This is a genomic window from Streptomyces sp. NPDC033178 (genome assembly GCF_055577685.1).
Genome location: NZ_JBVIPT010000024.1, coordinates 15594 through 40547, shown reverse-complemented (window position 1 = coordinate 40547; position 24954 = coordinate 15594). Strand labels below are relative to the sequence as shown.

At 66.6% G+C, this 24954-nt stretch carries 25 protein-coding genes and 6 pseudogenes; 14 read left to right on the top strand and 17 right to left on the bottom strand.

The features are described from left to right. Positions 1-117: 117 nt before the first annotated feature. The 3 genes and pseudogenes from ACZ5VQ_RS42145 to ACZ5VQ_RS42135 all read right to left on the bottom strand — a co-directional run. Positions 118-1266 (bottom strand): amidohydrolase family protein, encoded by a 1149-nt coding sequence (locus tag ACZ5VQ_RS42145; protein ID WP_469109639.1) that lies wholly within the window; start codon positions 1264-1266, stop codon positions 118-120. Positions 1267-1331: 65 nt separating this feature from the next. Continuing rightward, complete coding sequence (locus tag ACZ5VQ_RS42140) at positions 1332-1592, bottom strand: hypothetical protein (RefSeq protein ID WP_469109638.1); 261 nt, start codon at positions 1590-1592, stop codon at positions 1332-1334. A 166-nt stretch (positions 1593-1758) separates the two neighbouring features. Further along, positions 1759-1839, bottom strand: a pseudogene (locus ACZ5VQ_RS42135) (IS5/IS1182 family transposase); the annotation flags it as partial. 391 nt (positions 1840-2230) lie between these two features. Here ACZ5VQ_RS42135 and ACZ5VQ_RS42130 point away from each other — a divergent pair. After that, on the top strand, positions 2231-2689 hold the full coding sequence (locus ACZ5VQ_RS42130) for a peptidoglycan-binding domain-containing protein (protein WP_469109637.1): 459 nt from the start codon (positions 2231-2233) through the stop codon (positions 2687-2689). A 59-nt stretch (positions 2690-2748) separates the two neighbouring features. Here ACZ5VQ_RS42130 and ACZ5VQ_RS42125 read toward each other — a convergent pair whose 3' ends face one another. The 5 genes from ACZ5VQ_RS42125 to ACZ5VQ_RS42105 form a co-directional block, all read right to left on the bottom strand. After that, positions 2749-3516, bottom strand: coding sequence for a transposase (locus ACZ5VQ_RS42125; protein WP_469109636.1), 768 nt, complete (start codon positions 3514-3516; stop codon positions 2749-2751). Between the two features lie 80 nt (positions 3517-3596). After that, a complete protein-coding gene (locus ACZ5VQ_RS42120; protein WP_469109743.1) occupies positions 3597-3755 on the bottom strand; it encodes a hypothetical protein in 159 nt (52 codons plus the stop codon). A 10-nt stretch (positions 3756-3765) separates the two neighbouring features. After that, a complete protein-coding gene (locus ACZ5VQ_RS42115) occupies positions 3766-4821 on the bottom strand; it encodes a CU044_5270 family protein (RefSeq protein ID WP_469109635.1) in 1056 nt (351 codons plus the stop codon). Then, on the bottom strand, positions 4818-5537 hold the full coding sequence (locus ACZ5VQ_RS42110) for an RNA polymerase sigma factor (protein WP_469109634.1): 720 nt from the start codon (positions 5535-5537) through the stop codon (positions 4818-4820). The genes ACZ5VQ_RS42115 and ACZ5VQ_RS42110 overlap by 4 nt, the downstream gene beginning before the upstream one ends. A gap of 301 nt (positions 5538-5838) precedes the next feature. Next, positions 5839-7356: an ISL3 family transposase gene (locus ACZ5VQ_RS42105; RefSeq protein WP_469109730.1), complete on the bottom strand. Its 1518-nt coding sequence runs from the start codon at positions 7354-7356 to the stop codon at positions 5839-5841. A gap of 358 nt (positions 7357-7714) precedes the next feature. Here ACZ5VQ_RS42105 and ACZ5VQ_RS42100 point away from each other — a divergent pair, with 358 nt between their 5' ends. The 3 genes and pseudogenes from ACZ5VQ_RS42100 to ACZ5VQ_RS42090 form a co-directional block, all read left to right on the top strand. Beyond that, positions 7715-8218, top strand: coding sequence for a hypothetical protein (locus ACZ5VQ_RS42100; protein WP_469109633.1), 504 nt, complete (start codon positions 7715-7717; stop codon positions 8216-8218). Positions 8219-8336: 118 nt separating this feature from the next. Continuing rightward, positions 8337-9269, top strand: a complete 933-nt coding sequence (locus ACZ5VQ_RS42095) for a transposase (protein WP_469109632.1) — start codon at positions 8337-8339, stop codon at positions 9267-9269. Between the two features lie 59 nt (positions 9270-9328). Then, positions 9329-9496, top strand: a pseudogene (locus tag ACZ5VQ_RS42090) (transposase); the annotation flags it as partial. A 138-nt stretch (positions 9497-9634) separates the two neighbouring features. Here ACZ5VQ_RS42090 and ACZ5VQ_RS42085 read toward each other — a convergent pair. Continuing rightward, positions 9635-9994: pseudogene (locus ACZ5VQ_RS42085) on the bottom strand (transposase); the annotation flags it as partial. A 63-nt stretch (positions 9995-10057) separates the two neighbouring features. Here ACZ5VQ_RS42085 and ACZ5VQ_RS42080 point away from each other — a divergent pair. Beyond that, a pseudogene (locus ACZ5VQ_RS42080) lies at positions 10058-10829 on the top strand (IS5 family transposase). Positions 10830-10838: 9 nt separating this feature from the next. Here ACZ5VQ_RS42080 and ACZ5VQ_RS42075 read toward each other — a convergent pair. Further along, on the bottom strand, positions 10839-11606 hold the full coding sequence (locus tag ACZ5VQ_RS42075) for a hypothetical protein (protein WP_469109631.1): 768 nt from the start codon (positions 11604-11606) through the stop codon (positions 10839-10841). Positions 11607-12904: 1298 nt separating this feature from the next. On the opposite strand from ACZ5VQ_RS42075, the gene ACZ5VQ_RS42070 reads away from it, so the two are divergent. Beyond that, the gene (locus ACZ5VQ_RS42070) at positions 12905-13225 is read left to right on the top strand and encodes a hypothetical protein (protein WP_469109630.1); all 321 of its coding nucleotides are present in this window, start codon (positions 12905-12907) and stop codon (positions 13223-13225) included. 12 nt (positions 13226-13237) lie between these two features. On the opposite strand, the gene ACZ5VQ_RS42065 is transcribed toward ACZ5VQ_RS42070, so the two are convergent. Continuing rightward, complete coding sequence (locus ACZ5VQ_RS42065; RefSeq protein WP_469109729.1) at positions 13238-13819, bottom strand: IS3 family transposase; 582 nt, start codon at positions 13817-13819, stop codon at positions 13238-13240. 665 nt (positions 13820-14484) lie between these two features. On the opposite strand from ACZ5VQ_RS42065, the gene ACZ5VQ_RS42060 reads away from it, so the two are divergent. The 3 genes from ACZ5VQ_RS42060 to ACZ5VQ_RS42050 all read left to right on the top strand — a co-directional run bounded on the left by ACZ5VQ_RS42060 (position 14485) and on the right by ACZ5VQ_RS42050 (position 17753). Continuing rightward, on the top strand, positions 14485-15168 hold the full coding sequence (locus ACZ5VQ_RS42060) for a hypothetical protein (protein WP_469109629.1): 684 nt from the start codon (positions 14485-14487) through the stop codon (positions 15166-15168). A gap of 362 nt (positions 15169-15530) precedes the next feature. Beyond that, positions 15531-16433, top strand: coding sequence for a hypothetical protein (locus tag ACZ5VQ_RS42055; RefSeq protein WP_469109628.1), 903 nt, complete (start codon positions 15531-15533; stop codon positions 16431-16433). Between the two features lie 78 nt (positions 16434-16511). Further along, entirely contained in the window at positions 16512-17753 is a 1242-nt protein-coding gene (locus ACZ5VQ_RS42050; RefSeq protein ID WP_469109627.1) for an IS701 family transposase, read from the top strand. 215 nt (positions 17754-17968) lie between these two features. Here the strand turns inward: ACZ5VQ_RS42050 and ACZ5VQ_RS42045 are convergent, their stop codons facing one another. Next, a complete protein-coding gene (locus ACZ5VQ_RS42045) occupies positions 17969-18385 on the bottom strand; it encodes a hypothetical protein (RefSeq protein ID WP_469109626.1) in 417 nt (138 codons plus the stop codon). 76 nt (positions 18386-18461) lie between these two features. Between ACZ5VQ_RS42045 and ACZ5VQ_RS42040 the strand changes: the two are divergent. After that, a pseudogene (locus tag ACZ5VQ_RS42040) lies at positions 18462-18809 on the top strand (IS5 family transposase); the annotation flags it as partial. On the opposite strand, the gene ACZ5VQ_RS42035 reads toward ACZ5VQ_RS42040, so the two are convergent. Further along, positions 18757-18897 (bottom strand): ANTAR domain-containing protein, encoded by a 141-nt coding sequence (locus ACZ5VQ_RS42035; RefSeq protein ID WP_469109728.1) that lies wholly within the window; start codon positions 18895-18897, stop codon positions 18757-18759. The pseudogene ACZ5VQ_RS42040 and the gene ACZ5VQ_RS42035 sit on opposite strands and share 53 nt — an antisense overlap. 515 nt (positions 18898-19412) lie before the next feature. After that, positions 19413-19604: a DUF6381 family protein gene (locus tag ACZ5VQ_RS42030; protein WP_398885301.1), complete on the bottom strand. Its 192-nt coding sequence runs from the start codon at positions 19602-19604 to the stop codon at positions 19413-19415. Between the two features lie 613 nt (positions 19605-20217). Between ACZ5VQ_RS42030 and ACZ5VQ_RS42025 the strand changes: the two genes are divergently transcribed. From ACZ5VQ_RS42025 to ACZ5VQ_RS42015, 3 genes are all read left to right on the top strand, one after another. Next, positions 20218-21144, top strand: a complete 927-nt coding sequence (locus ACZ5VQ_RS42025) for a universal stress protein (protein ID WP_469109625.1) — start codon at positions 20218-20220, stop codon at positions 21142-21144. A 57-nt stretch (positions 21145-21201) separates the two neighbouring features. Continuing rightward, positions 21202-21582 (top strand): hypothetical protein, encoded by a 381-nt coding sequence (locus ACZ5VQ_RS42020; RefSeq protein ID WP_469109624.1) that lies wholly within the window; start codon positions 21202-21204, stop codon positions 21580-21582. Between the two features lie 331 nt (positions 21583-21913). Then, positions 21914-22327 carry a TetR family transcriptional regulator C-terminal domain-containing protein gene (locus ACZ5VQ_RS42015; RefSeq protein WP_469109623.1) on the top strand — a complete coding sequence of 138 codons (414 nt, stop codon included), beginning with the start codon at positions 21914-21916 and terminating at the stop codon, positions 22325-22327. Positions 22328-22396: 69 nt separating this feature from the next. On the opposite strand, the pseudogene ACZ5VQ_RS42010 reads toward ACZ5VQ_RS42015, so the two are convergent. From ACZ5VQ_RS42010 to ACZ5VQ_RS42000, 3 genes and pseudogenes are all read right to left on the bottom strand, one after another. Next, positions 22397-22628, bottom strand: a pseudogene (locus ACZ5VQ_RS42010) (IS5/IS1182 family transposase); the annotation flags it as partial. A gap of 112 nt (positions 22629-22740) precedes the next feature. Then, entirely contained in the window at positions 22741-23778 is a 1038-nt protein-coding gene (locus ACZ5VQ_RS42005) for an LLM class flavin-dependent oxidoreductase (protein WP_469109622.1), read from the bottom strand. A gap of 28 nt (positions 23779-23806) precedes the next feature. Beyond that, positions 23807-24262: a MarR family winged helix-turn-helix transcriptional regulator gene (locus tag ACZ5VQ_RS42000; protein ID WP_469109621.1), complete on the bottom strand. Its 456-nt coding sequence runs from the start codon at positions 24260-24262 to the stop codon at positions 23807-23809. 120 nt (positions 24263-24382) lie between these two features. Here ACZ5VQ_RS42000 and ACZ5VQ_RS41995 point away from each other — a divergent pair, with 120 nt between their 5' ends. Further along, positions 24383-24943: an NADPH-dependent FMN reductase gene (locus ACZ5VQ_RS41995; protein ID WP_469109620.1), complete on the top strand. Its 561-nt coding sequence runs from the start codon at positions 24383-24385 to the stop codon at positions 24941-24943. Positions 24944-24954 lie beyond the last annotated feature (11 nt).

The following is a 24954-nucleotide window of genomic DNA, read 5'->3' as shown; positions in this document are numbered from 1 at the left end:
GATGTCAAGCACACTTGACATCACAGCGGGGCACATGGGGCAGCCGCGCATCGCATACTTCGGCCGTACTCTCGCCTTACAGCAAAGCATTCTTTCACTCCGGCCGCCGCTGGCGTATCACTTCACGGACACTTTCATTCTGAACAGTTTCTCCGCATTTCGGAACGCAATCTTTTCCTTGTCTTCGCGTGGCAAATCGACTCCGCGGAACCAGTCGGTCTGCTCCTTTATGTCCGCGAACGGGTAGTCGGTTGCGAACATCACTCGATCCACGCTTATGTACTTCAGCAGGAGATCGAGCAGTTCGGTCTGGGGGAATGCGCTGGTTGTGACCCAGAAGTTGTCCTGGAAGTATTGCCCGATGGGCTTCTCGAGCGAGTCTTTGGTCGGCTCGCCCATGTCATTGACGATCCGCTCGTAGTAGAAGGGAAGACCTTCGCCCATGTGGCCGATGATGATTTTCAGTTTGGGGAATCTGTCGAAAACCCCGTACGCGATCATCCGAATGCATTGGGTCAGCACCTCCTGGTGCCAGCCATATCCAGACCCACTGAAAATGTAGTCTTGGTACTCTTCCGTGTATTTAGACCGTGTGGTGCTGTAGTAGATCTTGAAGACCTCGTCAGCTGGATAGCCGGGATGCAGGTAGATCGGCACATCGAGAGCAACGGCACGTGCCAGCACAGGCTCGAAATCGGGATGATCGAGATACTTCTTCGCGATGTGTCCGTTGGTCAGTGCGCCCAAGAAGCCATCTTCCCGAACCGAGCGTTCCAGTTCGTCCGCCGCCGCCTCCGGGCTCTGCAAGGGCAAGGTGGCGAAAGCCTTGAAGCGGCCCGGATATTTGGCGATTGGCCCGTCTACAAGTTGCCGGTTAAGACGATAGGCAAGGTCGATGCCCCTTTGCCCAGGGACATTTTGTACGGAGGGTGTATGAGCAGAGAGGATTTGAACGTTGAGTCCCCCCGCATCCATATCGCCGATGCGGCGTTGGCCTAGATCCGAAAGACCAACTTCCTCAAGGAACGCTATGTGATCCTGATTGATGGAGTTCAGCTTCAACAACGTGGGAGTCGAAAAGGTCTCCTCCGTGCCGATGAAGGGCAGGTCCTGGTCCCGCCGTGAAATGTCCGAAGTCTCGTCCGAAGTCTTGTCCGAAGTCTCGTTCTCGCTCACTTCCGAGACAATGGCGTGCGTGGACAAGCCGGCACCAATGCCAAGTGCCGTGCTGGCGGTGAGAAAGCCGCGGCGTCCCATGGGCTTCATGTCAGTCCCTCTCTTCAGGCGTTTGTGTGGTGAGGTATCCGTACGGCATCCGTCTGCGAGATGCTTCAGGGGGTCTTCGCGTCCTGCTCGCGCACCGCGGCAGCGCTCAGGTCGAGGAACCGCTCGCCGGTGCGCAGCGGCTGTGGTGGAGCTGACGACCGCCCGCGTGCGCGCTGTGCGGGCCGGCCGCGGCGGGCCCCGCACTGTTGTCGGCGTGTGACCCCGCATGCGGCGACAGGGAACGCCGTCGCCAGCGCCCTGGTGGCCGCCTCGAACCGCAACCGGCCGGGCTGCGCTTTCCCCGATGGTGCTGCGTCGACTGCCATCACTAGCCTCCTGCATACGGATTGCATCGCTTATCCGCATGCCTACTTCCTACCGAGCGAACCTGAGACGAACGTTAAAGAGCTGCTCACGCGCTCTGCTAAAGGTTGTCCCGTAAGTGATCTTGCAGGTGCTGCGGACGCGGGTGACAGGGCGCGGTCGGCTCGGTTATCCGGTGAGGGCGAGGTTGTACAGGCGGGCAATGCCGAGCACGGCGTGGTAGACGCCGTCGCCTTTCAGGCGGCAGTCGAGATCAACGAGGTCGCGGCTGTAGACCAGAGGCGGTCTCGATCGCCGCCTTGCCTGGAATCCGGTGTGCGCGGCGGCTGTTCCTTGTGGGTCAAACGACCGGCACACTCTGCGACCGGGCCGGGCTACTGTGCCCGTCGTACGGGGCTGTCACCGGCCATGGCGGTCGCGCATGACCTCACCCGCAGGGCGATGCACGACTGACAAAGTTCCCTGCACGGACGACAAATTCCGAAGCCCACGACGCCCCTAAGGTCCATGGGTGAGGCCAGAGAGAGGGGCGTCACACACCCGCATCACGAGCCTTGTTGTGCGTGAGCGACGGCACCACGTGGGCGCACTGCGTGGTGTCGAGCCTCGCCCCTGGCGGTTACCTACGCACTGGAGAACCGTGAACAGAAACCGTTTCAAGGTCGGCGCCATCAGTGCCATCATCGGCGTGATCTCGACGCTGCTGGTTGGCTTGACCGCGAGCCCTGCCTCTGCCGCCACCAATGAGTGCAACGCCGCCAGGACGACGACGGCCCACCCAAACACCCCCAGCGGGCGGTATCTCTACCTGCCTTATTACGACACCGGCAGCGGCGCCCTCTACACCTGCTGGATGGCCTACGGAACCCGAGGCAACGAAGTCAAAGCGCTTCAGGGGGCGATCAACCATTGCTACAACCACATCCCCAATCTTGTGGTCGACGGCATCTACGGGGACGCCACCAAGGCAGCGGTACGCTCTGTTCAGACGCAGCACCGAATCCACGTAGACGGCGAGTACGGCCCCAATACCTACGACCCCATGATGTTCCCGGCGTATCGGATCGTCGACAATGCGTTCTCCGGCACCTGCGTCTAAGGGCTGTCCTGAAACGATCTTGACGTCGGGCAAGGTCCGCTGCTGTGTCGCCTGTTCGACTATCCGACGAGGGTGAGGTTGTGCAGACGGGCGATGCCGAGCATGGCGTGATGGACTCCATCGCCTCTCCGGCGGCAATCTCGCAAGATCTTCCAACCCTTCATGCGGGCGAAGGTGTGCTCGACGCGGGCTCGGACTTGTTTGTGGGAGCGATTGTGCTTCTCTTTCCAGGCCGGGAGTTCTTCGCCCTTGCAGCGGCGGTGCGGGATGACGAGTCCGGTGCCCTGGTAGCCGCCGTCAGCGATGGTCATCGTGTTGCCAACGGCGGCTTTGGCGCCAGATTCCTCCCAGCCGCGGGAGTCGTGACGGTTGCCGGGCAGGGGTCGGCCGACTACGACAACCAGGCGGCTGTCGGCATCGATGACCACCTGATGCGCCGTGGAATAGCGATAGTTCTTGGACTGCTCGGCCACCGTGTGGTCGCGGGTGGGCACCAGGGTGCCGTCGACAATGAGCACGGTGTCCTTGTGGAAGTGCTTCCGCTGACGGAACGCAATCATCGGACCGATGTGGTCGATGATCCGGTCTGCGGGCGACTTGGAAACCCCGAACAGCGGGGCAAGCTGACGCATCGTCAAGTTCGTGCGCCAGTACGTCGTGACCAGCAGGACACGGTCCTCCAGCGACAGACTCCAGGGGCGGCCGCGTTGCTGATCCGCAGCCTGCTCGCGTCGCACCACGGCTACCAACTTGGCGAAGCAGCGCGAGCTCAGCCCGGTGAAGGGCCCTATCCAGGACGGCACAGACGCCGTGATCACACCAGCCACAACATGACTGTTTCACTCGGGGTGGCCGTGACGTTGTTCAGCGGGTTCTGGCACAGATCTTGGGGAGCGGTCGCGGAGCGTCACTGAAGCAGGATCATCTTGCGGAGCAGGTCGAATCCGGCACGACCGTACAGCTGTCTCTTGATCTTCTTGATGCGGTTCACAGCACCTTCGGCACCGCCGGAACTCCAGAAGGGGCGTCCGCCGGAGCGGACGCCCTTCTGGCTGCGCGGCGGCACCGGGACTGACTCAGGATGAGCTGACCGGCACCTCACCCGTTTTGTCCGCGACGCCAATTCCCAGGAGTGCGCTCTTGGTTGTTCCAAGGTAGACGAGACTCGACGAGTCGAAGACCCAGGCGTAGCCCTTCGGGACGCCCCTGAACGTAAGGCCGACACCTTCCCGCCCCGAGGCGTCCTTGACGTGGTCCACGACGCGCACACCCGGGAGCTTGGCCATGGCACGGTAGATCGCGGCACTGAGGTCGGGCAGCAGGGTGGCCTCGTCGATGATGGCTCCGAGGTTCTCGACGACCACCTCCGTGCGGCGGCTCGCTTCCACGTTCTTGGCGTCGCCTGAGAGCTTCTTCAGCAGCGCGTCGGGATCGGTGGGCAGAGTCTGAAGCTGCTCGAAGGTCAGGTATCCGCTGCCGATCATGGTCATTTCGTCCTTGTGGGACGGGTCGGGCTCGCCGGTCGAGGACAGCCCGACGGACTTCCTCAGACCGTCCCGCGTGCCGTCCACCGAATCCCACTGCTCCTGTCGGACGGTTCCCTTGTACGCAACCGGAGCCTTGGTGAACCCCTTGGTGTCCTTCGGAGGCGTCGCGGGCCAGCCCAACTCGTCCGACGACCCCTGCAACTTGGTGTAGATGAACTGGCCCTCGCGTACCGTGGCCGCCGGGCGGCCGGCCGCCACCAGGGCGATCCGGTCCAGCAACTGCGTGGCCTTCTGCTGGTCGCCCCCGGTGACACCTGCGGCAGGCGTGTCGCGCTTGCCGTCCTGTGCGCCGTCGACCGCCACCACGCCCAGGGCCACCACGGCGGCCAGTGCCAGCGGGGCGGCGACGAGAACGAGGCGCCGCCCGGGGCGCCGGCGTGCGGGGGGCACGGGTGAGGTGTTCGGGGAGGTGTTCGTCGCACCCGACTGCTCGTGGGTGGTCTCGTGAGTGATGTGCTCCATCAGGTGTTCCCTCAGTACGCGGTGGCGGTCCTGCGCGAGCACCGGACGGCCCGGCGCGGGCAGCAACTCGGCCAGATCCTGGTAGTCGACCGGCTGATCGCGTCGTCGCGGGTTGGTGTTCATCGCTTCTTCTCCTGCGTGGACCGAGCCGCCTGATGGCGGCTACCCGTTGACTGTCCGACCGCGGCCGGGCGTTGCACTCCGCTGTGCCCGATGCCGCCTTCCGTGCCGGGGTTGCCGCCCGTGGCGTTCATACTGCCCCCGCCGTTCGTGCTGCCCGTGCTGCCTGTGCCGCCCTTGAGTTCGAGTTCGGTGAGCTTGCGCAGGCGTTTTCTCGCGCGCGAGAGCCGGGCCCGTACGGTGCCGACGGCCACGCCCAGGGCCTCGGCCGCTGTGGCGGCGTCCAGGCCCTCCCACACGCAGAGTGTGAACACCTCGCGCTCCCCGCGGCGCATCGTGCTCAATGCCTTCTGCGCGGCGGCCAGTTCCTCGGTGTCGGCCAGGCGCTGTGTCACCTCGTCGGCGAAGTCCGGCACGGGATCGGGGGGCGGGACTCTGATGAGCGCGGCCTGGTGTCTTCGCGCCGCCCGCGCGGTGTTGCGTGTGACGTTCGTCGCGATCCCCAGCAGCCACGGGCGCAGGCTGTCGTCACCCGGAAGCACCCGCTCACGCAGTCGCCATGCCTCCAGGAAGGTCAGCGACACGATGTCGTCGGCCATGACCCAGTTGCCGGTCATCCGCACGGAATGCCGGTGGACCACCGAAGCGTGCTCGTCGAAGAGTTGCCTGAACGCATCCGGATCCCCGGCCCGCACGCGGGCCCGCAGTGAAATCTCCACACTGCTTCCTGTCCTTTGCACGGGCCGCGCTGCGGTGATCCGCGTCACACCATGGCCGGACCAATCCCGCAGTGCACATCACCGGACCGCTGCAACCATTCCGGCTTCTCGGACCATTCGCCAGTGACGAGCCTGGGGCCCTTGCCGGGCAGACTCCGCCACGTCACTGAGGGCACGGACGCCCTCGCCCCGGGCTGTCGACGGATGGAGGCCACGCCTGGAGGCTTGCGGTCGGAGCATGGACATGCCCTGTGGGATGAGGCTGCGATGGCGCCACATCTTGGGGAGCGGTCGCGGAAGGTCACTGAAGCAGGATCATCTTGCGGAGCAGGTCGAATCCGGCACGACCGTACAGCTGTCTCTTGATCTTCTTGATGCGGTTCACAGCACCTTCGGTGCCCCCGGAGCTCCAGTGCACGGTCAGCCCGGCGATCACGGCTTCGAGGTCGGCGATCAGTCCGCGGGCGAAGCCGGTGATCCCGGGCAGTTGCGCGTCGCGGGCGGAGCTGATCCAGTCCGGCAGGTCAGCACCCGTGCGCTGGGCGAGTATCTGCGCAAAGTCGCGGACGAGTTCGTGAGTTTGCTCCAGCTCTGGGCAGGCGTCGAGCACCGCCTTGAGCTGCTTACCTTCGTCCTCGGTGAGCGTGTCGGGGTGACGGGTGATCCAGCCGACGACGGTGCGGACGGACGGCGCCGCGGCAGCCGGCGTGGGTGCATCAGGCCACTGAAGGCGGCTGCGGGCCCAGTCGCGCAGGCTGCTGTAGGGCACCGGATGGCCGCGGTCGGCGAGCTCCTTGCGCAACTCGATGATGCTGATCTTGCCGTCCGTCTCATCGATGTTCCGTTGCAGGAAGAGCCGGTGCAGGTCGAGGCGGCTGGTGTGGGTGCGGCGTCCGGTGACCATGTCCTGCCAGCGGGCGGCGCGAGCATACCGCTGGACGGTGTGCCGCCCCCAGCCCAGGTGGCGAGCGATGGCACGCAGCCCCATCCCATCGCTCAACAGACCGTGGACCAGGGCGTGATGGGCGCGCATCCGCTCTGCGCGCCGGCCGGACGGGAGGGCGAGCGGCGTCGGCTCGACATCGCAGGCACCGTCGGTCTGCGCAGCGGTGACTGCCTGGCCGGGCTGCGGGGAGACGGAGCACAGGTAGCCGCGGTGCGCGGCAACGCACTTCTCGACGGCTTGACCGAGGTTCTGGAGCAGATGAAACCGATCAGCGACCTGGAGGGCGTCCGGGGCGCCGAGCGCGGCACCCTCGGCGTAGGCCCCGGCACGGTCCCTGCAGATCACCTCAACTCCCGGATGCGCCATCAGCCATGCGGCCAAGGGCGCCGCTTCGCGTCCGGGCAGGACCTCGATGGGCCGGTGGCGTTCACCGTCCGTGATCACGGTGGCGTACGAGTGCCCGCGCCGGGTGGCGAAATCGTCCGCCCCGAGCACGCGAGGCGTGGTGACCTGCGGGTCCGGCAGCGCCATGATCCGGCGCAGTAGTGTCATTCGCCCGGCGCCGAGACATAGTTGGGCAGCCAGTCGGGCGCCGGCCCGTCCGGCCAGTGCGAGCCCGATGCGCTCCAGCGTGTGGTTGAGCCTGGTGGTGAACCGCGCGTATGGGGTGGTCAGCTGCGGGAACGACTCAGCGAAGGTACGGCGCGGACAGGTCGCGGCGTCGCAGATGAAGCGCCGGACCCACAGCAGGATCACAACGCCCTGCCCACCGATCGGGAGATCCTTCCACCTGCGCTGGTAGGAGTCGTGCACCCGGTCGGAGAAGTGACCGCAGTCCGGACACTCCGCGCCGGCCGCCCGGCCTCTCGCCACGATGTCGACCGTGCCGAAGGCGGCGGCCAACGCCTCGATGTCCACGTCGTCGATCCCGTCGAACACCAGCGAGTCCCAGAACGATTGAGTCGGTCTGCATGACCAGCACCGTCACTGGTCACAGTCGACAACCACGGAGGTCTGCAGAGACCTGATGGAGCGTCACTACAGACTGTCCGGCGGCGAGGCGTACGCGGTCTCACACGAGAGCGGCCCCTTGCAATCGAACACCGTGGTGACGCTCCGCGACCGCTCCCCAAGATCTGTGCCAGAACCCGCTGAACGACGTCTCAGCCAACTCGGGGAGAAGCAACCATCGCCCCGTACCTTCTCGGCCTGAGCCGGTCCAGAATGCCGCATGGCCGAAGAAGAGCACAACGAGGCAGATGCACGCTCGCTCCTGTCATGCGCAACCGAGGTGGCGCGGCTGCTGAACCTCGGAAACACGGCCGGCGTGCCAGAGGCCAGCCGCGCGCGGCATCTGGCCCATGCGGCACGCAAGCCACTGCTCGAACGCACCTGTCTACCCGAAGAGTTCTTCGCACCGTTGATGGCCGCAGCCGTCTACGACCCGGACCCCAGCTTCTGCCGCTGGTTCGTCGAACCAGCGGTCTACGCATTCGGACGCCGCCGGGTCATGACCGCGCTGCTCGACTATCTACGGACAGGCACGGACGCGGAGCAAGCGGGCGCCAAGCGGGCCTGGTACTGCGCCCATGTGCCGCTCCGCGCGGACCGGTCCCCGGCCTACGCACCCGGCGGAGGTCGCGATCCCGACATGGACGAGTCCCGAGATGTGATGGACGAGTGGGGCGAAACCCTGCAGCGATCAGCCATGTACCCGGGCCGCCCTGAAGCCTGAAGCTGCCCGTTGCCGCGGGCCGTTGCTCGCTCTATGGCAGTTACGGGACAACCCTTACGAGCTCGTGCATGGTTGGCGGTGAGACGTCGAGCTCTTGATCGTTGATCATGGTTGTGTGGTGGGGAACGCAACTCGTGTAGTGATCATCAGCAATCGTCGGAGCACGGGCCTGACGGCCGATGTGATCGCTGAACTCGTCGCTGAGATCGGCCCGTTGTGGCATGAGCGCCATCAGGCCAGGCTCGCCTCCCGGCAACGGAAGCGGGCCGTGGGCGGCGGTGCGAAGCACCAACTGGTGTTCGTCGACCGGCTACTGGCCACCCTTATCCATCTTCGTCACGGCGCCACCCACGACGTGCTGGCCTGCTGGTTTGGCGTGGACCGCTCGACCATCACCCGGGCCATCACCGAGGTGCGGCCTCTGCTTGCCGAGCGGGGGTGCACCATCAGCCCCGACGTGCGGCTGCGGACTCTTGCCGAGGTCGTCGACCATCTCGGCGTGACCGGCCAGACCGGCATCATCGACGGCACCGAGATCCGGGTCCGCCGCCCGGCCGCCGGACGCAAGGACCGGGACAAGTTCATCTCCGGGAAGAACAAGCAGAACGCCGTCAAATCCATGGTGGTCACGGACAGCGAAGGACGCATGTTGTGGTGCAGCCCGACCCGGCCCGGGAGTTGCGCGGACATCACCCACGCCCGCCAGTTGGGGCTGGTCGAGCTCCTGGCCGGTGGGCCTGCGGTCGAGATCCTCGCCGATGCCGGTTACCAGGGGCTCGGCGCGCAGAGCGGCGGACGTGTAGTGACGCCACCGCATCGCAAGTTCAAGAAGAACGCTCCGGACTGGTACGAGGAGATGTACGAGCGGCAGCGCAAGGCACATTCCTCACGCCGTATCCGGGTCGAGCACGGCATTGCGCATCTCAAGAACTGGCGGGCGCTGGCCCGTCACCTCGGCCGCCGCGAGCATATGAGCGACACGGTCCAGGCCATCGCCGGCCTGCTGTCCCATCAGCAGACCGCGGACCTGACATCGGCTCAGCAGATGTGAACCCTGGGCCCTACCGAAGTCCTCGACGTCTCACCGCCAACCATGCACGAGCTCGTTAAATGATCAGTTGTGGGAGCTTCTCGAGCCGTTGCTTCCGCCGTGGCCCGATGAAGACGCCCGGTCCGCGGCCGGTGCCGGATCGGCAGTGTCTGCAGGGCATCTTGTACGTGCTGCATACCGGGATCGGCTGGGAAGACCTTCCGCAGGAACTCGGCTTCAGGTCAGGCATGACGTGTTGGCGGCGGATCAAGCGGTGGATCAACGCCGGGGTGTTCGACGATCTGCATCGGATCCTGCTTGCCCAGCTGAACGCGGCAAACGAGATCGACTGGTCCCGGGCGGTGATCGACGGCAGCCACATCGACACGAAAAAGGGGATCCCGGACCTTGAGTTCGCCCCCATTTCTAGCCCCCACGTGAGCGGAGTCGAGGACCACGCGCGAGACGTCGATGAGGCCGGCGTCATCGAGTCGGTGCAGCACTGCCTCGTGCGGCCGGCCCCACACCCCGGCCCGCGACCAGATCAGGAACCGGCGGTGCGCGGTCGACTTCGATATCCCGAAACACGGCGGCAGACCCCGCCAGGCACAACCGCTGACCAGCACGTAGATGATCGCCGCGAACAGCGTCTCATCAGGCGTGTCCTGCGTTCCGCCGCGCTGTGGCCGCACCTTCGACGGTGGGATCAGCGACTCGGCAATCTCCCACAGCTCGTCCGGAACAATTCAACTCCACGTACCCCGCCCCATGAACAACCCAGCGAGCGATCACCACATAGGACACCGTAGCTGGTCGCACCGTTGCTGCCGTCGTTCAACTCCCGTCCGCAGGGCGGCGGGACTGCTCCGTGTGACGAGCGGGCCGTGTTCACGGCGGTCGTGTAGATGCTGACCAGCGGGTGCGCCTGGCGGCATCTGCCGGAGACGTTCGGCGTCTCGCCCGCGACCGCGCATCGCCGGTTCACCGCGTGGATCCGGGCGGGACTGTGGCGGCGGCTCCACCGGGCGTTCCTGGACGAACTCGGTGCGCGGGGCGAGCTGGACTGGGCCTCGGCGAGCGTCGATGCCGCCTCGGTCCGGGCCAAAAGGGGGGGGCACGCTGACCGGGCCGAACCCGGTCGATCGCGGCAAGAAGGGCAGCAAGCTGCATGTGCTGTCCGAGGCCCAGGGCATCCCGCTGGCCGTCGCGGTGTCCGGTGCGAACACCCACGACAGCCTGGCTCTGAAGCCGCTGATCCGCGGTATACCCGCCGTCCGCTCCCGCCGCGGGCCGCGACGGCGTCGGCCCGTCAAACTCCGCGCGGACAAGGCGTATTTCTCCGCCGAACACCTCACCTGGCTGCGCGAGCGAGGGCTCGTCCCGCGCATCGCGCGTCCCGGGATCGAATCGAGCGAGCGGCTCGGCCGGCACCGCTGGAAGATCGAGCGGTCGATCGCCTGGCTGTTCGGCTTCCGCCGGCTCACCGTCCGGTACGAGCGAAAGGGATCTCACTTCCTCGCCTTCCTCGGCCTCGCAGCCGCCCTCACCTGCTACAAGAAGCTCGCGAAACTCGCCACGTGAGACATCCTCTTAGGATTTCCGCTTCTCTATTAGCTCTTTGATTTCACGAAGCGCCTCGTGCCTCCGAAAAGCATGCGGCCACCCGAAGGTCCGATAGAGTTGTCGAGTGTATCGGACGTCCAAATGGGTGCCCCAGAGTGGGTCGGTTTGCATCAGAACTTCCTCCTCGCTTAACGTTTCGCCCAGTTTTTCCGGACCTACGCCCGTCGCTCTGACCTCTATCATTTCCTCGCCGGGGCAGGGGATAAGCTCCAGATTCCGGTATTTTTCCTTCAAGTCCTCGAAGTATTCTTTAAGGTCTTCCTCGGAAGAGTCACACCGAATCTCTTCTTCGAAGATCTTGCCTTCTCGCACGTCGAGAAAAATGGTTCGGCCGCCACTCTCGAAGCCCTCCGCAAAGATGAAGACGTGGTCGGGCACGGGCTCTTCACTCTCCGATTCTTCACCTCCCGACCAGAGGTACTCCTGATCCGTGAATCGCTCGCTATCGAACGTGGTGTAGTCGAGCAGGTGCGATTTGTAGTGGATTTGCCCCAAACTGTCCATGTGGTCCGAGGTGCGACTGTCGAGGTACGGAAGGTTTCTCAGAACTTCGATGGCGAAGTCAGACTTGAATCCGGCGCACTTCTCGGGTGTGTAACCGGGCCACCCTCCCGGCGGCGGCATAGCAAGATCGTCAGGGTGGCAGTGCAGGGTCGTCAGAAAGGTAAAAAAGTCCAGTACGATGGCGGCTATCTCGGAGGCCGAGTAAACCGGAAGTTCTTCTTCGTCATGCATTTCGTGTCCTTTGGTACGACAAATTATTGCCGTGCGTGATGCGGGTCTTGACAGGCACGGTTGACCACGACCGGAGCCAACGCCGCCAGTCAAGGGCTGCTGGCGACGATGCGCGCGGTGCTGGACGTAGTGGACCAGCTCATTCCCGGACGCAGGTAACAACGGCTAACGCAGTGAGCCGAGTTGTCGGTGGGTGATGAGGCAGCAGGCGAGTTTGAGGAACGTCGTGGCCGGTGCCGGACTGGCTGTGTCTGCAGGCCATCCCGTACGTCCTCCACAACGACGTCGCCTGGCAACTCATGCCCTTGGAGCTGCGGTTCGGCTCCTGGCAGACCTGCCGGCGGCGGCCTGGACCGCTGGTAGCAGGCCGATGTCTTTGACGAGTTGCGCCCCTTCCCGCTCGCCGAACTCAACGCCGCCGACGACCTCGACCGGTCGAGAGCGTCTGTGAACGCTTCCCGCATCCGCGCGAAAAGAAGGGGGCCCTGACACCGGTCCACCGCTGATCGGCCACCGGAAGGCAGGCAGCAGACACCACCTGAACCGCGACTGACGCCGCACCCCGTTCAACGTCATCACCACCGCCGCCGCCCACGGAGACCGGGGCGTGCCTCGACTCTCGTCGGGATTTCTTACTGCGTTCGCACGCACCGTAACATCCCCATCAGCTGCATCTTTCTGACACTTCAAATCATGGCGCATATGTTCTGTCGGGATGTCGCTGTGGTTCAAGTGAATAAAGTGATGATTTCCTGCGGGAATTCCTTCCGATGTGATAGAGACGCGGCATGGATGCGGTTGGGGAGAGCAAGGCGGCGATAGTGGCGAAGTTCCAGGTGCTGTTTCCGGATCTGGAGGAGCGTCAGCATCGGCTGCTGAGGGGGGCGAGCCTCAGATGCTGGGGCGTGGCGGTATCCAGCCGGTGGCCAAGGCCGCGGGTGTGCCCGAAGGAGCCGTTTCGCGCGACGTCGCTGAACTGGGCTCCGGGCAGGCGCCGTTGAAGAGGGCCTGCCGGGAGGGTGGAGACCGTAAGCGGCTCACCGATCTCGCTCAGGGACGGTTCCCGCCGCCGCTGGAGCCGGTCGAGCCGGGTATGCGCGAGGGCCGGGAGTCGCCCCTGCGCCGGACGACGAAGTCGACTCGCGTGCCGGCCGGTGAATTGACACGGACAGAGCACTTGTTGCCGGCTGAGTCGGCCCCGGGTGGCCCACCGCAGTGCGGCCGACGTGCACCTGGTGCACACGCCCTCATGTTGGTTGCCAATCAGGCAAATGTCAGCGTTGAGCGAGAGGTCCGACGTGAGCGATTTCTACATTGTTGCCATTATTACCGGGGGCATAGCCATAGTCGCCTGTGCTATGACGTACCCTCTCGTCCGGCGTGATCTCAGCCCGGCGGGAGCTCTGCTGGCCGTCGGGTGCGTTGCCGTGGCCGTGGGCGCCGGCTGGCTGTTGACGCTTTTCCATGCGTTGCTCGGTTTCGCAATCGGGCTCGTGGTCTATCTGATGACGCGCCGACGGTTGACGGGTACGCAGGCGGTGGTGGCCGGTGGCGCCGGATATATCGTCGGGACCCTGATGTCCGTCGGCGCCCTGATGATGGCCCTCAGCGGTATGTAGAGCATGGCATCGTCAAGTTGTCCGTGGGCTGGGTGGGTCAGCGTGTGGGCACTTGGCGGTGCCGCGTTCAGGCCGCGATGGACACGCCGGTGAACCTGATTCCAGATGGTGAATCGGTGTTGCAACGACCCCTTGAACCTGAGCTGACAGCCGTGATCGGCATGGTGTATGAGCTTGCCGGTTCAACCTCGCGGCTGGCGAGCGCGTACTCCGGGTCAGGACCAGGTCGGCGTCCACGCGGGCGAAGGTCTCCCACGCCGCGACTCGGCGGGAGAAGGCGTCGCGGATCGCCGACAGCCACAGCGGTCCTTCACCGGGGGTGATCACCGTCAGGTCGGTGCCCCACAGCCGGTTCGGCGCGGGCGCTGTGAACTCGCGCTGGACCAGGCCCGGGGCTGGCGCGGCCTTGGGATCACGGCGCGTGAAGCCTTTGCGGCGCGGGCTCACCCCCCCCGCGATATCGGCCTCGCGCATGAATCGCTCCACCCGCTTGCGGCCCACGGCCAAACCCTCGCACTTGAGGACGGCATGCACGCGCAGGGAACCGTAGACGCCGCCGGAGCCCGTGTGGATCTCCTTGATCCGTTCGGTCAGCTCGACGTCCCGTCGGCTCCACGCGCACGGCTCCGTCGAGGCGCGACGCCATCGGCATTACGTCAAGGAGGGGATGTGCAGTTCCCGAAGGACGCATTCGACTCCCAGGCGGAGGAGGGCTCGTCAACGAGCTCCGTCACCTGGGCCGGGTTGGGTCGAGCTGCGCCGCGAAAAAGGCCGAGGCCGTCCGCAGAACGTCGTTGTCCCGATTGAACTGGGCGTTCTCCTTGCGCAGGGCGGCGAGTTCGGCGCGTTCGGCGGTGGTGAGCCGGTCGTCGCGCTCTCCGGCATCCGCCTCGCCCCTTGCTCTAGGTGTGGTGGGGGGGGGGGGGGGGGGGGGGGGGGGGGGGGAAAAAAAAAAAAAAAAAAAAAAGAAAGGGGGGGGGGGGGGGGGGGGGGGGGGGGAGAAAAAGAAGGGGAGGGGGGAGTGGTGGGTGGCTTGAGTATTCGGGAACCTCTTTTTTCTTTGTGTCTCCTCCACAGTTTTGGTGTTTTTTTTTTTTTTCTCCCCCCCCCCCCCCCCCCCCCCCCCCCCCCCCCCCCCCACCACACCTGAAGCGTGAACCCTTCCTTCGGTCTCACATGGGGCCCTACGCTCGTGAGGCGGATTCCGCATACGGGAGCCGAGCCGTCCGTACCAGCCGGGGGAAGCCGTGGACGTGCCAATGCTGATCCTTCTGGGAGCGGCGGGAGGTGCACTGCGCGGACTCCTCGACACCTACAACCGGTTCCTGGACTGGCAGTCGGACCGCCGTGCCCATCGCGGGTTACCCGCCGGGCAGGAGAGCGAACCACCTCGGTTCAAGGAGTACTTCGACCCTCTCGCCGACCCAGTTGCCTTCGTCGTGCACAGCGCGATGGGCGCCGGGGCCGCAGTGCTCTTCGGCACCACGGGCCAGATCAGCGGTGCATACGCGGCCATCGTCGTCGGCATCTCGGCCCCGGTGATCCTGACTCAGCTCGGCCGTGTCCAGTCGGTGAGCGATGCGGTCACCGGCGCGCCGCAGACAGCGATGGGCGATGAGGCAGGTACGGCCGAAGCTTCCCCGCAACCCGTGTCGCCCGCTCAACCGCCGACACCAGCAGGCCCCGCGGCCCGGGGTTCACAACCGGCCACGGCCGACACGACGCAGATGCCCCCGATGCTGCCCTCGGCTTCCGCGGCCGTCGACGAACCCCGCTCCGACGTACTGACCACCAGCCTTCAGCCGGACATCGCAGCCGGTGAACCGCAGCCGAACCGTCAGCCCGCGAACCCCACGGGCGGGCGGGGAAGTGGATTCGGCGGCCACGAGGCGCCGTGCTTTCCGCACGGACCGGCCCTCGACGAGGGAGGGACGACACGATGACGCGGTCCTCCGTGAGCCAACGTATCGCTGCTGCAGTCCTGGGCGCCGACAATTCGGGCAACCGGCCTTCAGCCGTCGTGCGGCAGCGCCGACTTCCCCTCGGACGCCGTCTGCTGACCTCACTCCTGGGCATCCAGGCGCAGCCGACAGTGCCCCATGCATCCGCACAGATCAAGGCGAGCGGAAAGGCAACACCACCACACGGCGACGCACCGGGCCTGCCTCCCCTGGAGCCTTCCGACCTGCCGTCCACGCCGGATAGTCCTGCTACACCTCCTCCCACTCCAGTTCCGGATGCTCCCCGCCCGCATGAGACTCTCCAGGCCGATCCAGTCCAGTACGACAGGACGAGGCTGGCTGACGTGGCGGCACTCTGGAAGTCCGTGCCTCCAGCGGAGCGGCTCCGGCATCGTGACCGCCTTCTGAAAGCCGCAGCCATCCTGGGATCCGCCGCCGCCAGTGCCCCCGTCCGCGACCCCGACCTCGTCGGCTACCTCACCAGTGCCCGCGACCTCGCCCGCGACCTCGACCCCGGCCTCGCCCGCGCACTCGACCGCGCACTCGACCGCGCCCGCGACCTCGACACCGTCTATGCCCACTCACTGGCCCGCGCCCGCCGGGCCCTCGCCAGCGGCCTCGCCGGCTGCCTCGTCCGCGCCCGCGACCTCGCCGACGCACTCGACCACGACCACGCCGGTGCCCTCGATCGTGCCCGCGCCGCCTCCCTCGTCCGCGACCTCGACGTCGCCCACGAGCGTCTCCGCGACCTCACCCGCCCCGTCCGCGACCCCACCATGGCCCGCTCCCTCGTCCCCATCTACGTCCGCGTTCTCATCCGCGACCTCGGCGTCGCCCTCGGCCAAGACCCCGCCGCCCGCGACCACGCCCGCAATCTCGCCCGCAACCTCCCCCTCGATCGTGACCTCATCGAAGTTCGTGACGACCTACTCGAAGGTCGTGACGATCTGAGCGAGGCTCGTGACAACCTGACTATCAAGGCTCGTGAGGACCTGCTTGAGGCTCGTGACAACCTGACTGACGCGGCAAATAACTTCGTTGGCGCCGACCTCACCACCGTGGATCCTGCTGGGGCCAACCTCGCAGGGATCCGCTGGGACAGCGACACACGGTGGCCCACTCGCGAGTGGGCAGATCGCATCCGCAGAACATCCGTGGAGATCCCTCCTGGATCCGGGGTCTTCATCGTCCGACCCGAAGAGGGCCACAACTTCACCGATCACGGTTCCCTGGCACCAATCTCATGAGACGGCACATCTAGTAGGGCTTGGTCATCTTCACTTGTGGGTGCGTGTCTCCTGTTCCGTGAGCGTCGTTGGAATGGTGTGACACCTGAGGAGTTGGCCTCGGTCCGGGAGGATTTGGAGGCGTTCGCGGTGAAGTTGTTCGACGGGTTCTTCCGTGCGGGTCAGCGGCGGTGGGGGCAGGCGTATGTGCGCGGGCTGCTGCTGGACGGGCGGCGCAAGTCGGTGGAGCCGATGGCGGCCCGTCTGGGCGAGGACGGCAACCGGCAGGCACTGGCTCACTTCATCACCTCGAGTCCGTGGGATCCCGCGCATGTGCGGGCCCGGCCGGCCTGGCAGATGCAGGACGTGATCGGCGTGGAAGCGTTGATCGTGGATGACACCGGCTTTTTGAAGGACGGGGATGCCTCGGCGTGTGTGTCGCGGCAGTACACCGGGACCGCGGGCAAGGTCACCAAATGCCAGGTGGGCGTCTGCCTGTACCTGGCCAGTGACCGTGCCTCCGCGGCCGTCAACTGGCGGCTGTTCCTGCCCGCATCCTGGGATCCCGCCTCGCCGGAGGCCGATGCGGACAAGATCGCCCGCCGCGGCCGGTGCGGGATTCCCGCCCGGGTGGGGCAGGTGGAGAAGTGGCAGCTGGCCCTGGACATGATCGACGAGGGCCGGTCATGGGGCGTCGACGTTTCCCTGGTGGTCGCGGACGCCGGATACGGTGATGCCGCCGCCTTCCGCCTGGGCCTGGAGGAGCGCAACGTGCCCTACGCGGTGGGGATTTCCTCTCGCCATACCGTCCAGCCCGCCTGTGCGGGCACCGGCCGACCGCCGAAAATTCAGTACCCCGAGCCTGCGCAGACCATGAAGGACCTGGTCATCGAAGCAGGCCGGGCGGCCGCACGGCCGGTGTCCTGGAGGGAAGGCTCCCGGCCGGGCAAGGGCCAAAGCGGCCTCAAGCGCATGTACTCGCGGTTCGTCGCCCTGCGGATCCGCCCGGCCGGACGCGGCATCCGCACGGCCGGCGACGATCCTGAACTGCCCGAGCGGTGGCTGCTGGCCGAATGGCCCGCCACCGAGAGCGAACCGGTGCAGTTCTGGCTGTCGAACCTGCCCTCGGGGATGCCGCTGGCCACGCTGGTGCGGCCGGCGAAGCTGCGTTGGCGCATCGAGCACGACTACCGCGAGATGAAACAGGCCCTGGGCCTGGCCCACTTCGAAGGCCGCACCTGGGGCGGCTGGCACCACCATGTCACCCTCGTCTCCGCCGCCCACGCCTTCTGCACGCTGCAACGGCTGGCACGAGACCCAAAAGACGCGGCGCAGGTCTGAGCCTCTACCAGGTCGTCCGGGAACTACAGACACTCCTTGCCACCTGGGCCGGAGCCTGCCCCACCTGCCACCGCGACATACCCACACCACTACGAACCTGACCAAGCCCTACCAGTTCCAGTTCCTCGAACAGCACCTTCGCCGCGCGGGCGAGGGTGCGTGACGCCTTCAGCGAGGTCTGGGATCACGACTACAGGAATGTCAGCGGGGTGAGGTCAGGGCGCGAAGTACCAGCAGTACAGGCTCAGGCCGCTCTCCGCACGACTCACGGCTAGGGCTGACAGACGCTCAAGGAGGTCAACGGCACTGCCCGGCCCAATCTCATCGCCCATCTCGGAGACGGTCTCGGCCCACGTGAGAGCGGTAGTTCTGAGCTGATCCGTTCCTGCACTGGCCAAGGCCGCCGAGAGCGTCTGCGGAACAGCGAAGACAGTGAAGCCATCGTTGGCCATGGGCACCACGTACCGGAGCGGACTCTCCGTCCCCGTCAGCAGAGCTTCCCACCTCGGAGCTGCGTCATCCGGATAGATGCCGTCACACAGCACGGCAGGAAAATCATGGCTCTTGCGCGGTCCTACCCGCACTGCTGACTCGTCGTCTTCAGCAAGGAAGAACTCTCCTACAAGCACCATCTGCTGATTCTGGCATGTCTCGGTACACGGGAGCCCGACCAAGTGACTGCTCCGCCGCCGGGGCGTTGGTGCGGGCATGGGGCGGGGTGATCTGACGGATGCCGAGTGGGAACGGTTGCGGCCGTTCCTGCCGGTCAGCAACCGGCGTTGTGGCCGGTGGCGTGATCACCTGCGGATGATCGACGGGATTCTGCATCGGGTGCGAACCGGGGATCAGTGGCGTGACCTGCCCGAACAGTTCGGCCGGTGGAAAACCGTCTATGAACGCCACCGGCTCTGGTCCGCCGACGGCACGTGGGAGCGACTGCTCCAGCAGGTCCAGGCCGCAGCCGACGCGGCGGGTGAGATCGACTGGGACATCTCGGTGGACTTCACCATCGTCCGCGCGCATCAGCACGCGGCCGGTGCCCGCACCGACCCGCCGCCACAGCACGCAGCTTGGTATTGCTGTGCTGGGAAACCGTGACCAGGACCTCCCACGCCGCCTCGGCAGAGCAGCCGGTCCCGGCCATCAAGATCCCGCGTGCCATGTCGATGACCGGTCGACTGTCCATGGCTTGGTGCAACTGGTCGATCTCCTGTCGGAACGGCTGCACGGAATCGGACGAATGGCTTCCCGCCCGAGAGGCAGCAGTCCGTGTGCCGCGCAGAGGGGCAGACGGTCCTTTGCCGCTGCAGTCATGCTGGGAAGTCGAGCGCTGTCGCATATCACTCCCTTGCCCGCGCCCGCCCGCCGTGCACGTCGGCACTCGACCGCCCCCGCGCCGACGCTCCCTCCCCGCCTTCACCTAGGAGACGGGCGAAGCTCCAGGATCAGAAATCAGGTGCATACGTATCAACGTGCGGCCCCGGACCAGGTCTTCGGCCCGGGCGACCAGGAGTCTCTCCGGCTTTGTTCCAGGGGCTGGTTCGTTGAGCCAGACCGACTCCTGCGGGCTGTAGCGCAGACAGAGATGACCGGCCGGTGGCCTCGCGTTCTTGGAGGGGCGCGGGCGTGGCCACCAGCCGGTGCAGACGCGAGGGGCTGTCACACCATGGGGTCGGTGTCCCCGCTACGCGTGCCGCCTTGCTGCTCGCTCTGCTCCGTGAGCCGGCGAGCCTTGTCCTTCAGCCGCTGACGCTCATCCGGATCGGTAGCACGCTCCGCGGCCTGTTCCATCTCCCGCGCCTTCTGGCGCATCTGCTGGGCACGACCGCCGGACTCGTCTGCAACGCTCATGATCACTCCTTGGGTGATGGGGAAGAGCGGGCCCCACCAGCGAAACAGCGACCCCGCACCCGCGCATCTCGAACGCTCACCCAGCGTCATCTGCACAACCCTGCCGGGCCCATGCGGGCGCGAGAATCCTGCGGGCTGCGCCCGCAGTCGTCGCTGGCCCTGCAGGCTTCCGGGCGCGCCCGTCTTGACTTCGACAACTGCCGGGAACATGGCTTGCGGGCCGATACCGTGCCGCCCACGGGCTGGGCGGAGGGCGCTGCGCGCCCGGCTTTCCGGGTGTCGGCGACGGCCCCGACGCCGGGCAGGAATCGGGGCGGCCAATCCGCACGGGTCCCGCTGTCGACCAACGGGACAACTGCACGTGCCAATCGGATACGCGCCCGACCCCCAAAGAGGTCACGATTCTTCCCACTTCTCACGGAGGCCGGTTGCTTCCGTCGTCCTGCGCTGCGCGGCTCCGGCCGCCAGTGAGGAATAGTCCGCCCGGTGACCGCCACGCCGTCACGTGTACCGGGTGCTCGACCCCGCCCCGTGTACGCGCACCGGCCGAAGACCTTCCCGACCGCTACCCCTGCCGGATGGTGCACGGCACGTGCCGGCCCACGGAGGGAGAATGAGAGAACATCCCGGAGCGCTGAAGGCGGTGGGAACCATGGTGCTGCCGATGGTCGTAGGTGTCGATGGCTCGGAGCCCAGCCTCCATGCCGTCGACTGGGCCGTGGACGAGGCGATCCGCCACGGAGTGCCGCTACGGGTCGTCCACGCCTCGCTCTGGGAGCGGTACGAGGGTGCGGCCCTGGCGGACACACCCGATGTCGTCTCCGATGCGGTGACCGGACACGATCTCGCCGAGAGCGTCGTGGCGGGAGCGGCCCTGCGGGCCGGGCTGCGCGCCCCGATGCTGGAGATCAGCACGGGCGTGGTGCCGGAGGATCCCGTGTCGGCTCTGCTGCGCGAGGCACTGCGCGCCAGTGCCGTCGTGACCGGTGTACGAGGCAGGGGCCCGATCAGGGAACTCCTGCTGGGCTCGGTCAGTCTCTCCCTCGCCGCCCGTGCTCCCTGCCCGGTCGTCGTCGTACGCGGCCGGGTGCAGAACAGACAAGCCGCCATCGGACGAATCGTTCTGGGCGTCGGAACCGGTGCCACAGCACCGGCAACGGTCCGGTACGCGTTCCGGGAGGCCGCGGTGCGCGCGTGCGAGATCGAGGCCGTACGGGCCTGGCGTCGCCCGGCGCACCGGACCGCGCCGCATCCGCTGCCGGCCGGGGAGCCCGCCCACGCCGAGGAGGACGAAGCCGCGGCCCTGCTCGACGAGGCACTGGACGGCGTCGCCCATGAGTACCCCGGCGTGATCGTGCACCGCGCGCTTGTCGAGGGCTCCGCACGCCATGCGCTGGTGGCCCGGTCCTCGGCGGGCGATCTCCTGGTCATCGGCGCCCGTCGGCCTCGCGGCCACCTCGGACCGCAGCTCGGCCTGGTGGGACACACGGTGCTGCACCACTCCGACTGCCCGGTGGTGGTGGTTTCCCAACAGGAGTGACATGGCGGACTGACTGCGGCCGTCACCAGGCGGGCCTGTCGACTGGTTTTGCAGTGGGTGGCGAAGGCGTCCCGGCCGTCGGTCGATCTGCACGATCCGGTCCTGGCGCGGGATGTGCTGGAGTCGCTGCGCCGAATGTTCGACGGGGGCGAGGCGGCGGTGGAGACGATGCGCCGTAAGCGCGAGGTGCTGGTGCACGCGCTGCACTACGCCGTGGTGCGGGGCGAGCTGGGCAGTCATCCGTTGGAGAAGATCCCAGGACGGGTCCCCAAGCCGGCGGTCTCGGTGTATCCGCGGGTGGTGGCCAACTCTCACCAGGCACGAGATCCACTGGACGCCGTCTCCTACGTGGGCGGCTACCGGCGGGCCCGGGGGCGTCGGCTGGTCGGGTTCTTCGCCGGAATGTATGGAACGGGAGCACTTCTCAGGTGCGCATGAGTGGCGGGTTCTCCCCGCGTGTGAAGAGCGATGTCCGTGCTGTGGGCGCGGTCGGCAACGCCGGCGGGGTCCTGGTTGCCGAATCGGTCGGGGGCCACGAGGCGCGCCGGGTGATTGAGCGAGCCGTTGGGTGCGTGGCGCAAGTCGCTTGCGGTGCACGACGCGCCAAGGTGTTGATCGAACTGGCGCTCGCGCTCGTCTTGGGCGGGGACCGCCGCGCGGATGTCTGGCCTGCTGCGCGCCGAGCCGTCGGTCTACGGGCGGGCTGCGTCTGAGCCGACGGTCTCGCGCACCATCAGTGCGCTGCCGAGGGGGCCCAGTACGTCGCAGGGTGGCTTTCCGCCTTGGCCTTGAGACGGATCAGAGCCGGGCGCTCGACGGCCCGGACGCCGGTGCCTGTGAACGGCTGCGCGCTCACGTACTGGCAGTGGCAGATGCCACCGCTTCGGACGTCTGTCGGCGCGGCTGCCTGCTCGCCAAGGGCACCGCCGAGCTGTCGGAGCAGGATCCGGCCGTCGCGGCGATGGCCCGCCGGACGTTCGCGGCCATCGAGGACCTGCTCACTTCCTGCATCGCGGGAGCGCAACGGGCGGGTGACATCAAGCAGGACGAGGACCCCACTCGACTTGCCGGACTCCTGCTGGCCGTGCTGCGCGGGATCGAAGCGCTTGGCAAAGGCGGAAGCAGCCCCGACTCGCTACACGCGATCGCCGAAACAGCCTTGGCTGTCCTGCCGCGCCCCTAGGACAGCTGCGATCCGGGCCGGAGCGGAGGATCCTCCGTCGCCCTGGCGGCCTGATCAACCCCTGCAGGGGAGTCCTGGGGCAGGGTGCTCCCACTGGATCCCGGTGTGAAGCACGTAGAGGGCGCCGCACAGTATGTCCCGGCCGACAGCGGCTTGTGCTCTGGATACCGGGAGGAAGCGACGTTCACACTGCGGCAGCAGCGGCTCCAGCCGCTCATTGGACACGATCCACGGTGAAGATGCCACACAACGCCCGAGCGGCCAACTCCCGCGCCGGACACGGCGTCCAGGAGCGTTCCACCTCATTGTGTCAGCCGTTGCAAAAGGTGTAGCGGGCGCATTAGGAGCCCGGCTACCGATTGCGTTTCGGCTGGTGGGGTGACGACGGGGCGTCCGGGACCGGGGCGGCCGCGTCAGCCGCCGGTCATCTTGCGTACCAGGGGTGCAACCTTGGTGCCATACAGCTCGATGTTGGTGAGGAGCGTGCTGTGCGGCATGCCGGTCATCGCGTACTTCAGGTCGAAGCGGGTCGCGTCGAGTTCCTTGAGTGTCGCTGTGATCTTTCGGGCCACGGTTTCGGGTGATCCCACGTGCAGCGCGCCACCCGGGCCCACGTCGCGCATGAGGCTCTCGCGGGTGGGGGTACGGAAGCCACGCTGCTTGGACACACTTCGGATCGCCGCCTCGAACGCGGGCAGAAACTCCTCCACCGCCTGCTCGTCGGTGGCGGCGACATGGCCCGGCGCATGAACGCCCACGGGCCGCCGGGGCTGTCCGAACTTCTCCAGCGCCTGCTGGAACAACTGGGAGAACGGTGCGAAGCGGGCCGTGTCGCCCCCGATGATCGCGAGCATCAGCGAGAAGCCGTACCTGGCGGTCCGGACGACCGATTGGGGGCTGCCGCCGACGCCGACCCAGGTCGGGATCGCTCCCGACTCGCTGTGCGGGTAGACGGAGAGGCCGTCGAGCGACGCGCGGGTGTTGCCGGACCAGGTGACGGGCTTCTCCCGCAGCAACTCGGCGAACAGGCCGAGCTTCTCCTCGAACAGTTCCTCGTAGTCGTTCAGGTCATAGCCGAAGATCGGGAAGGACTCGGTGCTCGATCCTCTGCCGAGGATCACCTCGGCGCGGCCGCCGGACACACCGTCGAGCGTGGCGTACCGCTGGAAGACCCGGACGGGGTCGTCGGAACTGATCACCGTCACCGCGGAACCCAGACGGATGCGCGAGGTGCGGGCCGCGATGGCCGCGAGCACGACGTCGGCGGCGGAGAGCGGCATCGTGTCGGTGTGGTGCTCGCCGATCGCGAAGTGATCCAGGCCGACCTGGTCGGCGAGGACGCCTTCCTCGACCAGTCCGCGGATGGTCTCGCCGTGCGTCAGCGGTGTGCCCTCGGCGTCGTTCGTCACGTCGCCGAAGGTGTCGAGCCCGAGCGTGATGTCTCTGGCCATGTCGTACTCCTCGGGTTTGCACCGGGCCTCAGGTCGCGATGCGCCTCAGTGCGTGGATGAGCTGGATGAGGTCGGCGTCTTCGAGATGGTCGAAGACGTGGCGTCGGGCGCTGGCCAGGTGGGCCGGCCATGCCTCCTCCAGGCGGGCGAGGCCGGCGTCGGTGAGGACGGCGTTCCACCCGCGGGCGTCCTCGTCGCACCTGGTGCGTTCGATCAGGCCCTGGTTCTCCAAGCGGGTGACGATGCGGGTCATCCCGCTCAGCGAGAGGTTGGCGGTGGCGGCGAGCTCGCTCATGCGCATCCGCCGGTCCGGGGCCTCGGACAGATGCATGAGCGTCGTGTACTCGGAGAGCGGCAGGCGTTGCTCACGCATCATGTCGGTGTCGATCACTCGGGGCAGGACGATCATCACCCTGCCGAGTTCGCGCAACAGCGCTTCCTCGTGCGGGCTCAGCGGGTGCAGTGACTGTTCGGCGCTCGGCATGCCTTCATATTACTTCCTTGACGCAACAAGTATCAGGGGATTTACTTGACGCGACAAGGAGATCCGCGGATGGAGTCCGTATGCGCGGATGGATCAGCAACGGCTCACGGAGGAGCAGTCATGACCAAGATCGGGATCATCCTCGGCAGTACCCGTCCGGGACGCAACGGGGAGGCCGTCGCCCGCTGGGTGTACGAGGTCGCCGCGCAGCGCACCGACGCGGAGTTCGAGCTGGTCGACCTGCTCGACTTCAAGCTCCCGCACCTCGACGAGGCGTACCCGCCGTCACTGGGCCAGTACACGCAGCCGCACACCCTGAGCTGGGCGGGCAAGATCGCCTCGTTCGACGGCTTCGTGATGGTGACGCCGGAGTACAACCACTCCACCTCCGGCGCGCTGAAGAACGCCATCGACTTCCTCTATGCCGAGTGGAACAACAAGGCCGTCGGGTTCGTCAGCTACGGCTCGGCCGGTGGTACGCGCGCGGTGGAGCACCTGCGGCTGATAGCCGGCGAGTTGCAGATGGCGGATGTGCGGGCCCAGGTCGCGCTGTCGCTGTTCACGGACTTCGAGAACTTCAGTGTGTTCAAGCCCAGCGAATTCCAGCGGGAGTCGCTGGGTACCACGCTTGACCAGGTCGTGGCCTGGAGCCAGGCGTTGGCGCCGCTGCGGGCCGCTTGAGGCGAGCGCGG